Annotated in this window: 2 protein-coding genes; both read right to left on the minus strand. The window is 54.8% G+C overall.

All coding sequences use genetic code 11. The features are described from left to right. Nucleotides 1–54: 54 nt before the first annotated feature. Complete coding sequence (locus tag JOE39_RS15585) at nt 55–7,236, minus strand: type I polyketide synthase (protein ID WP_210078583.1); 7,182 nt, start codon at nt 7,234–7,236, stop codon at nt 55–57. Nucleotides 7,237–7,246: 10 nt separating this feature from the next. Continuing rightward, nucleotides 7,247–16,942 (minus strand): SDR family NAD(P)-dependent oxidoreductase, encoded by a 9,696-nt coding sequence (locus JOE39_RS15590; RefSeq protein ID WP_210078582.1) that lies wholly within the window; start codon nt 16,940–16,942, stop codon nt 7,247–7,249. Nucleotides 16,943–16,944: the final 2 nt, after the last annotated feature.

Here is a 16,944-nt window from a genome sequence, read left to right on the forward strand (position 1 = left end):
TCAAACCTTCTACCCAGAGGTAACAATCAAAAGCACCCAAACACCAGGACCTGTTTAAGCTTCAGACAATCGCGGCACACCGGACAGTATCCGTTGGCGATAACCATCCAGCACCGCACAGACATTGGATTGCGCGTCGTAGATAACAATGGTCCAGATTTCTTTCTTGCCATCATTCAGCACATGCCCAACCGACCAGGCGTTGAGTGGAATTTCCCGATACTGTTGAAAGCGGTCTATTGCAAAAGGAACCCGGGTTTGCACCCCGCCCTGATCCCTGGTTTGTTTGGCTTTATCCCGCGCTACAGCGAGAATCGAGATGGCCTGAAGTGCAGAGTCTGCAAGGCAGGGATGAACCGAAAAAGGCGACTGTTTATTCGCCAGGATCGACGGCAGTTGCAATTGAGCGATGACCGTCGAGGGCGAAAAGTAGAGGGCCTTGATACCCTGCAAACGGGTCTTGTGGGTAATGCCATGGCGACGCAACAAGTCATAGCATTGCGCTGCCGGTACTTTTCGATACTGGGCCAGCCCTGCCGCGCTCAGGTCAATCTCATCGAACCGGATCCCCTGTGCTTTCAGGTGACTGAACGACTGATCTTCTGCCAGCACCTGTTGACCTGACGACAACTCACAGATGGCTTGGGCATACAGCTGCTTTTTATCTCGGCTCAGCACCTTCAGGTCAGCGTTGTCGCCTCGCTCTGTCACTTCCACAATAATCGGTAAGCGTGGCGTGGCGTCGGTAAAGACCATCGGCTGAACCCAGGCAATATCGTTCAGCGCTATTTGGTAGGCATTCTTGAACTTGTCGCCATACACCGCGCAAACACTGCGTTTCATCAGCTCGATATACATCACGCCGGGCAGGACTTTCTGCCCCATAACCAAATGATCCGCGATGAAGAAATCATCCACCGTCAGGGTGAATTCACAGTACTTGCTGGCGGCTTTTGACCTTGCCGCCGTGGCTCGTGGGGCTGATGCGGGAGGACTCGGACGTGCAACGGAGGCCTGTTTCGCAGGCGCTTTATCCTTCGAAGACGCCCAGAACGACATGGAATTGAACGGACTTGCCGGCAGGCTACAAATGCTGCCCTGGAACGAAGCGTCGTTGACTTGGCCGTTTTCAATATAGACGTGCGCTTGTTTCAGCAAAGCCTGGGCATTGCCCTGCCCCAAGTCGCTCGGCGTAAAGATTTGCATGCTCGGCTTGGCTGCTGACAGCAGGGAGCCCAGTGCATTGGCCAGTTCAGAAACCGAGCGGCAAAGAATCGCCACGCGCTTGCCGAAGTGCCTGCGCCCGCAGGCCAAGGTGTAAGCGATGTTGGTCAGCGACACCGTCGCGTCAGACTCGAGGTGCTCACGCAGTTTCTGCAGGAGTTTGACCAACTGTGGGTCAGAGTTCGCCGACAGCAGAATCAACTGCGGCCCACACTTCTCCGCCGTGTGCCGTACCGGCTGGGGTAAATCACCGAGCACCACGTGTGCATTGGTGCCACTGGCACCGAAGGCACTGATCGTTGCCAGCCTCCGGCCATTTCTGGCTTGCCACGGTTGTGAAGATTTCGCGACATAAAACGGGCTACCGGCCAAATCAATTCGCGAGTTGCCTTTGGTGTGGTGAATCAGCGGCGGAATGGTGCTGTGTTCCAGTGCCAGCACCGACTTGATCACACTCGAGATACCGGCGGCAAATTGGGTGTGGCCAATGTTGGCTTTGACCGAGCCCAAGGCGCAGTAATTCTTGTGCGCGGAGTCCGTGGTGAAGGCTGCACAGAGTGCGTTGAACTCAATCGGGTCGCCCAGGTTGGTGCCGGTGCCGTGGGCCTCCACCATGGAGATGTCGTTAGCGGTAATACCGAAATCCTTGTACACCCGTTTCAGCAACTTCTCTTGCGAGACGGCGCTTGGGGCCGTGATGCCGTTGGTTCTGCCGTCCTGGTTGATGCCGTCACCGTAGATGACCGCGCGAATGTTGTCGCCATCGGCCAAGGCATCGTCCAAACGTTTAAGAATAATCGCCCCGACCGCTTCGCCGGGGACAAAACCATCGGCGTTTTCATCAAATGGCGAGCACGTCCCGGTGGGCGACAACATCCCGGCTTGTGTCGCCTGCACGTACAAGCGCGGCGTCGTCTGTACAAATACACCGCCCGCAATCGCCGTATTGGTGATCCCCAGTCGCAGGTCTTTACAAGCCTGATGGATCGCCACCAACGAACTTGAACACGCAGTGTCGATGGTCAGCGCCGGCCCTTTGAAATCCAGGTAATAGGCAATCCGCGACGCAATCATCGAGCCCATGTTGCCCCACAGCGCTTGCGCCGGTGCCTCGCTGGCCTCGAACACTTCGTTGTAGTCGCCAGTCCAGCCGCCGACGTAAATGCCGAACTGATCTTTCACTTCAGGGGTCAGGCGACTGCCTGCATAGCCACTGTCCTCCAGGGCATGCCACGCCTCTTCGAGGAAAAGGCGTTGTTGTGGGTCCATATACGTGGCTTCAACCCCGGAAATGTTGAAGAAGATCGCATCGAACTTATCAATTTCATTGAGGAATCCACCGCGCTGGCAAACACCGTCGCGATACTTTTCCTGATTGAGGTAGTCCGCCAGGTCCCAACGACTCACCGATTCGGTGCTGTCTTTGCCGTCGCGGATATTGTTCCAGAACGCCTCGGTATCATCGGCACCGCCAAAACGGCCACTCATGCCGATAATTGCAATCGGCTTTTGGTTGCGTTCCTGGCCAGTTGCAGGCGACTCGCTGAGTAGCTGAGGCGCTGGCCGAGCGAATTGAGTCGACGAGTCGACGATCGTCACAGGCGTAATCAGCCCATGGGCATGGCGGGATAGATCCTCGACATTCGGATAATCGTAGATACACGTGGTTTTCAAACCGAGACGATACTGTTCATTAAGCGAATGGATTAAATCAACGCCCAAAATGGAGTCCAGACCGTAATCGACAAACGACACCTCATTGTTGATCGACGCCTCATCCATCTTGAGTACATTGGCCAGTCTTTCTCGAATGAATCCGGCAACGGCCGGCACTTCAAGGCGAACGGGCACGTGACTGATGATTTCGGCGCTCACCTTCCCTGCTTCTGATGGCTGATCCAGGTGTCTGACGGCCTTTGCGTTCGAACCGACTTTGTCCAGGAAGCTATGGGTGTTGGCCGCAAAGGCATACTCGGGTATCCGGCATTTTTTCGGTTGCAGCCCATCGCTGTACAAACCTTCCCACTGCTCAAAGCTGCCATTGACCCACAGTTGCGCCAAGGCGTCCGACTCGTGGTGGGCAAAAGCAATCTGAACGCGGTCGTGGGCCAGCGCTTTTTGCTTGGAAAGCTCTTCAAACCGGTGAGTTTTCACGCCGGCATACAGGCCGCTACCATTAACCTGAGGGTCTTCCTCGCCAAGGAAGCGCTGGAGACGCTCGATAAAACCGGCTAGATCCCTGGCACAAATCGCGACGCGATGTTGATGGGCATTTCGACACGTTTGCAGCGTGAACGCGACGTCACGCAACGCGGGTACGGTCGACGATGAAGCGCCGCCCTGAATAACCGCCACCAGTCGCCCAATCGATACGCTGCCTTGCCAGTTGAGCATCGACAGATTCAGCCCGTAGCGGGTGTTGACGGCCTCGAACAGTCGATAGAAATCAAATGGTTTGAGCCCGGCATCGACCAAGGGGGTTGAATCGTCAACCTGATTCAACGAGAGATTGTTATCCAGCCCCCGAAGCGTGGCGCGAATAAACGTCGCAATATCCATTGCAGTGGAGGCTTCAGGCGCTTGCGCCTGAAGGAAATCCAGGAACCGACGGCAGTTTCTTTTCAGGCCTTGTTCGGTATTCGAAGAGAAAGGGAAAACCAACGCCTGGACATGTTCTTGCCCGACAGGTGCGCCAACGACCTGTTCCTGCGGCGCTGTGTACTCCTCCAGAATAACGTGGGCATTCACCCCCGCCGCACCGAACGACGAAACACCGGCGATACGATTGCGGTTGTTGCGCGATGGCCACTCGATCAGCTCCCGCTGCAAATAGAACGGCGACTGGTCGAACTCCAAGTTAGGATTGATCGTCTGTGCGTGCAGGCTGGGTACCAGGACCCGGTGCTGCATCTGCAGCACCACTTTGATCACACCGGCCAGACCGGCAGCGGCTTCCAGGTGGCCGATATTGCTTTTTACCGAGCCAATCGCGCAGGAAGACTCAGGCAGGTCATTACCCGAGAAACAGGCTTTGAGTGCGTTCAACTCGATGGGGTCACCGAGTTCCGTCCCGGTGCCGTGAGCCTCGATGTAGCTGAGTTCGCCCGCTGCGATATTGGCGCTGTTCAGGGCTTTCTCGATCACCGCCGTTTGCGCCTTGGGGTTCGGCACGGTGTAGCCTTTGGCGGCGCCACCATGATTGACCGCCGAGCCTTTGATTGTTGCGTAAATCCGGTCGCCGTCTGCCTGGGCCTGCCGAAGCGGCTTCAGAATAAGCGTCGCGACACCTTCACCCGGTACAAAGCCGTCCGCCTGGTCGCCAAAACTATGGCACTGACCTTTTTGCGACAGCATGCTGGACGCACAGAGTTGTACATAGCTTGCGGGGTGCAGATACAGGTTCACGCCACCGACAATCGCCATCTGGCAACGCCCGGCCTTGAGACTATGGACCGCCTCATGAATCGCCACCAGCGACGATGAACACATGGTGTCGATGGGCATGCTGGGCCCATTGAGGTCGAAGAGATAAGAAATACGGCTGGCGACAGAACTGAACGAGGTCGTCGGAATCGTGCGTTCGTCTTGATTCCAGAGTGCCGGGCCGTAGAGATTGAAGCCAGTCTTGGTAATGCCGACGTAGACACCAACGTCGCCGTCATACTGCTGCTTGATTTTATCTTTGGTGTAACCAGAGTCCTCCAGGGCACGCCAGCAAGACTGCATAAACAGCCGCTCCTGCGGATCCATGGCGAGGATTTCTCGTGGTGAGAGCTTGAAAAACTGCTCATCGAAATCATAAGCCTGTTCAAGAAACCCGCCTTGCTTGCAGTAGGATTTACCGTCTCTGATGGCCTCGATTTTGTCCGTGGCATAGAAGTCTTCCAGGGACCAGCGCGACTCAGGAATCTCGGTCACCGCGTTCACGCCGTTGCGCAACAGCTCCCAGAACGCTTCGATATTCGCCGCCCCCGGAAACTGCGCGTTAATACCAATAATGGCGACCGCATCACCGGCCTGCGCATCCACTGCGCGGGGCACTGCCGGACGCGGCTGAGCGTCCTGACGGGCAGAGGCTTGCGGAGCCTGTTGGCTCGCTGCCGGGGCAACCGCGCCGAGCCACGCCTGCACCGCGTCGGGTTGCAACTGGCTCAGTGTGGTGGCCAGGTCATGAATGGATTCCACTTCGTACAGCAGCGTTTTCGACAGTCGAGAGAAATGCTCACTCAACGCCTGATTGATCCGCATGATGGAAAACGAGTCGAGGCCGTAGCTTTGCAACGGCTCGAAGGTGTCGAGTTTGCTTGTCTCCAGCTTCAGGACGCTGGAGATCAACTGTTTGAGGTGAGCGACCAATGGATCATAGGCAGTCTCAACCGATGTCACTGCGCCCTTCCCGCTGGCTGCTTGAGCCGTTTGCTGACTGAGCGCCGGGGTTTGCAGGTTCCGCTGTGGTTTAGCGTTAACGTACTGGCTATCAATTTTCACCGGATCGCCATAGGTCACCAGAACACGGTGGGTATCGGCGGCCAGTAACAACGTATTCACGTGATTGAGGGCCACATCGACCGGCAACGGCAACAGACCGTACTCGACGTGGAGTTCTTTCAGCGCCTGCTGATCAACACCCATACCGGCGTTTTCCCAGAGCGGCCAGTTCACCGACAACAGGCGATCAAAGCCGTTACGCCCGACCTTGTTTCGAGCGTCGCTGAAACCATCAATGAATCCATTGCCGGCCGCATAGTCGATCTGGCCGACAAAACCTAATTGGCCTGCACAAGAGGAGCAAAATAGAATGAAGTCAAAGCCCGTTTCAGTCTGTTGACTGACGTCGTTTGCAGCCTGAATCAGATGGATGCTGCCACTGACTTTGGCTTCCAGGGTATTTTCAAACTGCTCGACGGTTTTGTTGACCAGAAAACTGTCATTCAACGTGCCGGCGCAGTGGAAAATCCCTTCGAGGTGATGGGAGGCGACGACCTTGATCAACAGCGACTTGAGGTCCGAGTAGCTCGCCGCGTTCGCCGTGAGATAGGAAACCCGGGACTTTCCGTAGGTGTTTACCAATTGCAGGTACGGCGTATTACTTTGCAGATCGGCTTCACTGCGGCGCCCGGTCAATACGACGCGGGCCTGCTGCCCCTGGCGCAAAATGTAATCTGCCAAGTGCAAACCAATACCGCCTACGCCACCTATAATCAGATAACTCGCATCGGTTTTTATAAAGCTTTGCAACGACGCACCATCAGAACGCTCACTGAGCGTTTCAAACACCTGAACATAACGGACATTCTTGAGGTAGCGCACATACGCCGCGTGACTGTGCTGTTCCTCGGCCAGGCTATTTTGGCTTAACTGACCCAATGAGGCTTCATCGAGCGCCACCAGTTGAGTGGTAATGCTCGGGTGCTCCTTATTCAGGGTTTTCAGCATGGCTGAAATAGCCGCTTCCACTCCGACATACACAGATTCGTGCGCTACTTTGTCTTCAGCGTAACTATCGGGCCTCAGAAAAAACACCTGGAGCAGCGTATCCGCCGAGCTTTTCCGGCCTTTACCATGCTGCAAAATGGCCGTGACCTGCGCCTTCAAACTGACGAAAACGTCGAGGATCATCGCACTGGCCAAACCGCTCATCTGGTCGGCAAGCGTGCCTTGGGCGGCCGCCTCTTCGGGAGCCGACACTACCGTCATCCGGGCCAGCAGGCGTTGATCCAGGCGGGCTTTCAAGGTATCCACCAACCGCTCATGACCGTGCTCCGTTACGACCACCACGCAATGCTGTTCGTGAGCCTGAGCCACATCGAGCGCGCGCCCAAGCGGCGCATCGCGCCACACCGGCACATAACGCGTACTGCCCGGCGACCCGGACTGCTCTTCACGCATACGGCCCCCGGTGGCGTCGGTTTTGGCCAGCGCCTGAACCGCTTGCTCTTTAGTAATACGACCCGCTTTGAGTTGATCAATAATGTAACGCTGAAAGTTAGCAATCTCATTGGAGTTATTCATGACGACACCCTTAATCCTTTCTCAATAGCTGCAGGACCGTCTCGGTATCCAGATCGTCCACAAGCACTCTGTCCAGTAAATTTTTATAAAATGAGTGCTCTACAAATTGCTCATTTGAAAAATTATCGACGTCATACCAGGTGGTCACTTGGTCTTTAGGCAGCCAATACCGCTGCTGTTCGAAAGGATAACCAGGCAACACAACCCGATTAGGCCGTGCGCCTCCGTAGAGCAAATTCCAGTTAAACTTAACGCCTTTAACAAACCGCTCCGCCACCCTATTGGCATTGTCCAAAGTGAGCAGTTCTGGCAGTGCCTCGTTGGACATTTTCTCGGTTTTCGAGCCCTTGATATGCCCGGTAAAGATGGACACGTGGTTTAACTCATTGGCCCCGGTCGAGAAGTCTGCATCGGACAGTGCGGCCTCACTTTCAATAAACCGCGTGAGTTTGTTCAGGCCATCCGCGCTATCCATGGCCACAATCGACAAACGGTAAGACAGCTCGGCACGCCCAACCTGGAGGGTGTAAGCCACCTCCTCAATCTGCTCGGGATGACTGGACAGGTGCTGGCGTAAATTGATCGCTTGCGAGACCAGCCCACGGCGAGTTTTCGCCGACAGCACCAGAACCACCTCGTGCCCGGAAAACGCCCGGTGCGCACGAGCAGTCGTCCGATTGCTTTCATAACGGCGCAGAACGACGCTGGCAATCGAGCCGCCAAATCCGAAACTGCTGACCGCCGCGAAAATCCCCTGATCACTGGCCTTCAAGCTGGACTGGCGTTCGTTGATCACGAAGCGGCTGTCATGCAGCTCGATATAGGGGTTCAACGGTGAGCAGTGAAGATTGGCGGGCACCGTCCGCTCGCTGAGTACTTTCACCGCTTTGATCAGGCCGGCCACGCCTGCGGCTGACTCCAGATGCCCGATATTGCTTTTCAGCGCGCCGAGATAAATCGGCAAACCATGCGTTTCCGTCACCGCCTGTTTCAGCGCATTGACCTCTACAGGATCGCCAAGCTCGGTGCCAGTACCATGAGCCTCAACATATTGCAGTTGGCTCAAGTCGATCTTTTTAAGGGTTGTACGCAACAGCTCAGCCTGGCTCTTGGCATTCGGCGCCGTCAGCGACTTGGCCCGGCCGCCATGCTGATGCGCACTGCTTTCAATCACGGCCAGGATGTTGTCGCCGTCTTTCTGTGCCAGCGAAAGCGGCTTCAGGATGACCACGCCCACACCCTCCCCTCGAACATAACCATTGGCATTGCGCGAGAAGGTGTTGCAACGCCCATCCAGGCTCAACATGCCTGCATGGTCAGGCTCGGCGAAGCCCTGGATGTCGAGTAACAGATTGACCCCACCGGCGATGGCAAAGGACGCCGAGCCGGAACGCAGGCTTTCACAGGCATTATGGATAGCGACCAGTGAACTGGAACACGCGGTGTCAATCGACTCACTCGGGCCGTGGATGTCCAGGAAGAACGACACACGGTTCGCCAGCATGGCGTGAGAGTTGCCCGTGGCGATGTAACCGTCCAGCTCCTGGTCTTTTTGCAGCAATGCCCGGTAGTCATTGTTGCTGACCCCGATAAATACCCCGGTGTCCGAAGGCAACTGGCTGGGGTCATAAGCGGCGTTTTCAACGGCGTGCCAGACCACCTCCAGGACTTGGCGTTGCTGTGGATCCATGAACTCCGCTTCAACCCGCGAAATATTGAAAAATGCCGCATCAAACCCGTCTACCTTATCCAGGTAGCCACCCTTTTTGACGCAAGCCACACCGGCGAACGCTGCTTGGGTGTCCTGGTTGTAACGCTGGTAGGGGAAGTCTTGAATGCTGTCTTGGTTATTGAGCAGGTTCGACCACAACGCTTCAACCGACGCGGCCCCCGGGAATCGTCCGGCCATACCAATGACCGCGATGGATTCATGAGGGTGCGGCAGACGGGGATTCCGCTCGGCCTCTGGTTTCTCGACGCGAGAAACCGGCGTTGCAGCCTGGTTCACTGCAGAGGCGCTGTTCTGTGGTGCCTCTTCACTGGTGCCGCTGACGCCTTGATCCTTGAGGTAAAAACACAAGGCCTCAATATTTTCGCAGTCAAAGAAAACGGCCGGGGTGATTCTGGCGCCCAGCGTTTCGTTAACTTCTTTGCTCAACTGGGTTAAGCCGATGGAGTCAAAGCCGAACTCGTAGAAGCTGGTTCTTGCGTCCACTTCGGATTCATCAAACTTCAAAAGCTTAGCGACGATGGCAGACACGGCTTTGCCGAGACCGTCGGACTCCGTGCCAGCGGCGGCGACTGGTCGCGGAGACTCGGCAGTCTCGTGGCGGAAAACGGGTTGGCTGCGGAAGCTGGCCGTCTCAATGGTCTTGGCGGCACGCGGTTCAATGGCTTGGCTATTGGCGATATACACATCGTCCAAGAGGGACAACAAAGTGCCATTCTTATCAGCCAACGCAATCGTTCCGCGCAACGCTTGCCCCGACGATTCGAGGGAGAACAGCAGGCTGCTGACCTTCGACACAGACGCTAAATCCAGCTGGACATTGCAGGCGCAAAGCGCGTAGTCGCTCCAATGGTCCAGTCCTTGGCGCAAGGCGATGTAGAGGACGGCTTGTTGCAACGCCGAACCGAGTTCGGATAAAAACGTCGTGTTGCGGGCAAAGTGATTGTGTCGATAATCAGTATCTTTCAAGTGCACGCGATAGCGCTGTTCACCGATCAACTGCAGCTCGCTGATAGCATTGACGTAATCGCCAAAAACGATTTTGTGCTCTTCCAGCGCTTTGCTGACCTGTGCACCGGAAAGGCTTTCCCGAACGGTCGCATTCGCAAACGCGGGAAAAGGCTGCTGGAGAACCCTGCGTCCATCGCCAGCTTGCACGGCAAATTCGACCCGTGCACACAGTTGATGCGGCGTCGACGCATCCGCTGTGGAAGAGATGTAAACGTCAGAAAATTGCCCCGTTTGATCATTCAATGCCACCGCATAACACAGCTGCGAAGGCACAACAGGGGTAGGCGCCAGCAACTCCCAACGCACAGAGGTGTAGCCGCTTTGCGGATCAGCCTGCTTCATCACTGCAATCGCCGCATCGAGCAGGCTGAACGTGATTAACTGCGGCTGTTTCTTGACCCGGTAAAGGTAGTCGAGGATTTCAATCTCGATCAAATCAGCGGAGTAACGGATGCCGCTCAGGTCGGAGGTGTTGTCACGGACCAGCGGGTGATATTTGTTGCGGTTGCCCAGAGGATCAATAACGCTTGGGGCGTCTTCCAGAACCTCAAACCAGCAGCGTTTCTTCTCGAACTGATAAGCCGGAATGCGTACTTTAATCATCGCACCCAGGGCCGCTTGGTCATTCAAGCCATGCAAGGCAAACCAGTCCACGGTCGAGCCATTGGTCCAGTACTCGGCCAATGTCTCAAGGTCAGCGCTCTCGATAGCCTGACTCAGTTCCCTCCTGGAGAACTCCTTGGTCGCACCCGACACACTGTCCACGAAGCGCACGGAACGGTTGCTGGAAAGACCACCCAGCCAGCTATCAATCGACCCAATGACCTCATTGACGCTGTCTGCGCAGAATGCCAGGCGGCATTTCATCTGGTTCTTGGCCACTTGCAGGGTGTAGGCCAGCGAGACGGGCGATACATCACGGTGGTCTTTCAGGTAGCTTGAAAAACCCTGCAGGTTCCTGACCAGCGAATCACGATTGGTCGCCGAAAATACAAACAGCTGTTGCTGGGTCTGGCGCGGGCTGCGGCTGGTCGTCCGAGGGTCGACATACTCCTCCAAAATCATGTGCGAGTTCATCCCTCCAGCACCGATGGAGGTGATCGATGCTCGACGCGGTAAGACCAGGTTGCTTTCGGAACGAGGAGCTGGCCACGACTGCAGTTCTTTATGCACATAAAACGGTGAGTCTTCGAAACGAATATTGCTGTTGAGCGTATCCGCACCCAGCGACGGCACGATCTGCTGGTGCTTGAACTGCAGTAAGATCTTCGAGATGCCGGCGATACCAGCGGCCGCTAGAAGGTGGGCAACGTTCGACTTGATCGAGCCAATCGGACAGAACTGCTTCTTATCGGTGTATTTGCGGAAGGCCTGGGTAGCGCCTTTTATTTCGACCGGGTCGCCCAGTTCAGTACCCGAACCATGGCCTTCGAAGTAACCAATGGTTTGCGGGTCAATTTGCGCATCTTCAATCGCTTTTTCTATCGCCAGAGCCTGCATATGCGGCTGCGGAACGGTGAAACCATTGCGTACGCCAGCATTGGACAGGGCTGTTCCCTTGATAATGCCCCAGATGTTGTCGCCATCACGCTTGGCATCTGCCAGGGTTTTCAGGACCACGGCACCCACGCCTTCGCCCAAAATAGTGCCATCGGCGCCAATCCCATAGCTTCTGATGACATCTGAGGTTTTGGTGGTGAAATGTTCCTGGGAACTGGAGATCAGGTTGTAAGGGTGCAGGAGCAAGTTCATGCCCCCCGCCACGACTATTTTCGACTCACCAGACCGCAGCATTTGCACAGCCACATGAATGCAGGTCGATGTCGCCGAGCACATGGTGTCGACAAACAAGGACGGGCCGGTGAATCCATAAAAATACGACAGCATGTTCGGGATCGTGCCGGTGTAGCTGCCGCTGGCAGAACCGCCCCGCGTGAGGTTGTTTTGGAAACCATACAAGTTGTAGTGGTTGCTCATGGTGCCCGCGACAACACCCACGTCGCCTTTATACAGCTGTTGCAACGACTCTTTTGAATAGCCCGAATCTTCCAGGGCCTCGACGCCCACTTCGAGGAACAGCCGGACTTCCGGTGACATCTTCTCGGCTTCGAGTTGAGAAATCTGAAAGTAACGCGGATCAAACTTGTCTATGTCGTCGAGGAAGCCACCGGTCTTGATCGTCGACTTACCCCACACATCGCGTTCTTTGTAGTAAATAGCGTCGTGCTTCCAGCGATCCGCCGGGATCTTCTCGAACGCATGCTGGCCACTTTTCAACAATTCCCAGAGTTCATCCATGTTTCTCGATTTAGGATAACGTCCGGACAGACCGATGATCGCAATATCATGCTGATCACGGTCATCGGCGGCGACCTGACTGGCGACAGGTACTGCTTCAATTTGCTTGTTGATCGACGGTGCCGGTGCGGCAGCCGCCTCTTCAGCGACTTGTTTGTCTTTAGAGGGCGTGTCTGTATGAGCTGCGACCTCGACGACAGGCGCTCTGCCCTCCAGGTACAGGCTCTTTAGTTTCTCGCTGTATTCATCCATCAGATAATCGGCCACTTCATTGATCGTGAAGTATTCGAAGAACAGCGTTTTTGATAACTGACCGAATTGCCCCTCGAGTTGACGGATCATTTCTACCGCCATAATCGAGTCAAAGCCGTACTCTTCGATTTTCTGATCGCCTCGGATCGTCTTGGCGTCGCGTTCAATGACGATAGCCAACTTGCCCTTCAGATAGTCCTGGGCATATTGAAACAGGGCCTCATTATCGACGTCATCACCGCTCTTCGAGGGATCAGGACTCTCCTGACTGCCCCCCTCAGGCACAACGCTGCGCTGGTTAAGGCCTGCGATGTAAGCGTGGATTTTCTCCTGGTTGCCGTACGTGACGAGGATCGGAGAATCATCGGTGGTGGTCAGCGCATAACGCAACGCGTGCATCGCTTCATGGGTGGGAAGCGGCTCCATGCCGGTTGTTTCATGCACCGATGCTAAGGTGCCGGCGTCCATTTTCATGCCACCTTCTTGCCAAAGCGGCCAATTAATGGCGATCGTCTGCCCGGTCCCCTCCCCCTCGCGCACCCGTTGATTGCGATCAATCGCGAAGGCATCCAAAAAGGCGTTGGCTGCGGCATAGTCACTTTGGCCAGCATTGCCAAACGTGCTCGCCACCGAAGAGAACAGCACGAACTTGCCTAATGGCAGACGCTTGATCGCCTGATCAATAACCAGCGTCCCATCGAGCTTTGGCGACAGCACTGGCAGCGAATCCTTGACCTCTTTACGCAAGATGAAGTTATCGGCAATGTGGCCAGCGGCATGGAATATGACATCAACGCTGTGATGAGTATTCTTCAGTGCAGCGACAAAATTCTCGACCTCAACGACATCGGTAATATCGAGTGGCTGATAATCGACCTTGCCACCCCGTGCTTGTATTTCACTTTTCAAGGCAGAGAAAACAGCCTGCTGCTCGGCGGCGGTTTTGCGCCCGGTCAAGTAGAGCGTGCACCCCGGAAAATCCGCTGCGAGCTGCCTGGAAATCAGTTGACCAATACCCCCCAGCCCGCCGGTTATCCAGAACACCGGCTGTTCATTAAGCACCGGAATTTTTCCCTGAACAGGCCTTACGGGTTGCGCTGTAATCCGTTCTATCCGACGCAGGCCTTGCGCATCATGACGTACGCTAAATGCTCCGTCGGCGATGAGAAACTCACGGGCGATGATCGATCCGGAATCGACCAGCGGAGAGTTTTCTATCGATACAAAGCGGCCCTGGATCCGTGGGTTTTCATTGTGCGCGACCCGCAGCAGCGCAGTCAGGCTGGAGCGGATCACATCCGGCAGTGTCGAGGAGGCGCAGACCAAAAGGTGTTGAATAGTTTTAGGCTTGGTTTCCAGGAGTTTCTTAATGTATGAAAACACGTGGGAGTACGCTTCAATCGTCTGTGCGCTGCTCACTGCCTCAGGGGAAGAGAGCGCCATCGACTGGAACGTGCAGGACGTTTGCGCAGACACCTGATTACGATAATTGGCGATCCAGCGATCATCCTGAATCGTACTGCCCACATAAAGGGCAAGCACGTGATTAGCACGATCTGCGGGCGCTGTTGAGCTTATTGGCGGCTGTTGATGATTTGTACTGTCAACAACCCACTGTTTCGAAAAATAAAGATTCTGGCTACTCGGTTCATTCGAGCCACTGTTGTTCTTGCTGGTCATTTGCTCACCCACGGGACTGCGCAATAAGAACATCGTAAAGTTTTTCGCCGACGCTACCTGTTCGCCTTGTTCGGTAAAAATATTCAGGTCAAAGGTCAACGAGGCTTTAGTGCCGGCAAATCGATTTTTCTCACGGATACGAGCCCAGACGGTCGTGGGGAAAATCTGATAGACCGATAAACTGTCGAGTGAAAAAGGAACATAGGGATAACGTGAGGCGTTATTGGACAACGCCGTCGCAATACCGGCCTGCAATACCGAGTCGAGAATTGCCGGGTGGGCAGAGAATGATTGTTGACTCCCAGCGATTGAAACCTTTACCCAGACTTCATCCACGCCGACATGGATTTGCTCGACACCCTGCAGCCTCGGGCCATGGTAAATACCTGTGCTCTGAAGGTATTGATAGCATTGATCGCGGTGAATTTCCTTGAATGACGACATGTCCGGCAGGTCAATACGATCGGCTACCGTTGAACCCGGCTGATACTCGCCTTGCACATGAACACGAACGTTATCTTTAGCCTGCCCTTCGATATTTTTGGGATGGGTATAAAAACGAAAGCCTTTGCCTGGCGGCCCAGAGGCAGCGTTTGCATCAGCCTGCTTACTGTCGAAGTCGAGGTAAATCGACTTTCTGATATCGACGTCGTCGTCGGACAGTTCGATGGCAAATGGCGATAACCAAAATACGTTTGAGAAGTCGACATTGATCATTTTATCGGCACGGGGAATCGTCGATAAAATCATTTCCAGATAGTGCACACCCGGCAATATAGATTGGTTATTAACCGTGTGATCTTCCAGGAAGAAGGCTTTACTCGACAGCGTAAATTCGACTGTACCCGGCTGTTTTGGCTTGGCCACATCAGCGTTCTTTTTGGGGAACCAGTAAGCCGTGCGCTCAAATGAATAAAGCGGCAAGCGGACTTTCGCGGGGATCAGGCTAGCGTCGAGATAAAGGTCATTCCAATCGACGGCAACCCCAAAAACCCAGTACTGGGCCAGGCTGAGCATATCGTGATTGGACATCCAGTTTTCAGTCAGTGACGCTCGATTTTCTTCGGCGTAACTCCTAAGTTTCTTGCCTTCTCCGGCATCGTAAGAGTTACCTACAAATGTGTGCTCGGCAGCAGCGCGTGTATCTATAAAGCTCCGAATCGCCAGTTTCAGTTCGTCGATAGACTCAACCACAAAGCACACGCGTTCTGTGAGCGCGTCGCGCTGGCACTGTAATGCATGGGCAATGCCGGGCAGGTCAGAAGGGTTGTCCTCCAGAAACGCCAGCAGGCGCTGGGCATACGCCACCAACGACTCACTTGACTTGGCCGACACAGGGATCGCAAACACGGGATGGTTATCAGCGACTGCACGGGCTGACAACTGCGCGGTTTCAGGAATGAACTCCTGGATCACCGCATGGGCATTGCTGCCACCAAATCCAAATGAACTGATACCGGCGATGCGCCCTGTCGAGCCCTCCGCAGGACTCGCCCAAGGCTGATGCTTGTCGACAATATAAAAAGGCGTATCTGTCAGTTCTATCTTGGGGTTGATGCTTTTAAAGTTCAGGTTTCCGGGCAGTTCTTTATTCTTTAACGCGGCTAAAATCTTGATAATCCCGGCAACACCCGCTGCACCTTCCAGGTGTCCAATATTTGTTTTAACCGAGCCAATACCGCAGTAATTCTTTCTGGACTGCGGGTCATCGACAGCGTGGCTCGCCTGAGCGAAGGCTTTCTTAAGCCCATGGATCTCGATAGGGTCACCCAACGGCGTGCCGGTGCCATGGGTTTCGATATAGCTAACATCGCGAACATCAATATTACTGCGTCGATAAAGCTCTGCGATCAGGTCCGCTTGCGCCTGAGGGTTGGTCACGGTCAGTGAGCCGGTTTTACCTCCATGGTTGTTGGCAATACCTCGCACCACGGCGTAGATGTTGTCCCCGTCCTCAATGGCCTTGTCCAACGCTTTGAGCAGCAAAAGCCCGCCGCCCTCACCGCGCACATAACCATTGGCGCGGTCATCGAAGGTATAGCTCTTGCCATCTTTAGAGAGCATTCCATTTTTGGTAAAGGCGATAAAATGCTGCGGGCTCCAGATTAAATTGACCCCCCCGGCCAAGGCCAGCTCACACTCGCCGGACTTGATGGCATTGACCGCTAACGCCAACGACACCAGCGAGCTTGAACAGGCGGTATCAATGCTGATACTGGGGCCTTTGAGGTCAAAGTAATAAGAGATCCGGTTGGATAAAATCGAGTACGCCGTTCCCGTCGGAAAGTAAGGATCAATCGGCGTGTGATTCAGCGCCAACAGCTCAGCGTAATCCCAGTGACACACCCCCATAAAAACGCCGGTGTTCGTCCCCTTCACGCTGGATGGGCATATCCCTGCGTCTTCAAAGGCATGCCAAGCCATTTCCATGGCAATACGTTGCTGGGGGTCCATGAACTTGCTTTCACGGGGCGAAATCCCGAAGAAATTGGCATCGAAGCACTCGATATCGTCGACGAACCCGCCCCAAATACTCGATGTTTTATCGCCGCCGGTTTTAGGATCACCGTAAAGCTCAGCCTTCGACCAACGCTTTTCATTCACCTCACTAATCAGGGACTTTCCAGCTTTAAGCTTGCTCCAGAAAGCATCAATAGAGTCTGATTCAGGCAGGCGAAGGCCAACCCCGACAATAGCGACCTGGGTGCTATCTAGGTCAGTTTTTGTGCTTGACATAA

Source organism: Pseudomonas sp. PvP100 (assembly GCF_017833055.1).
Lineage (GTDB): Bacteria > Pseudomonadota > Gammaproteobacteria > Pseudomonadales > Pseudomonadaceae > Aquipseudomonas > Aquipseudomonas syringae.

Coding starts and splice junctions, on each gene's coding strand:
- JOE39_RS15585 (WP_210078583.1), bottom strand. CDS start 7,236: ATGAATAACTCCAATGAGATTGCTAACTTTCAGCGTTACATTATTGAT.
- JOE39_RS15590 (WP_210078582.1), bottom strand. CDS start 16,942: ATGTCAAGCACAAAAACTGACCTAGATAGCACCCAGGTCGCTATTGTC.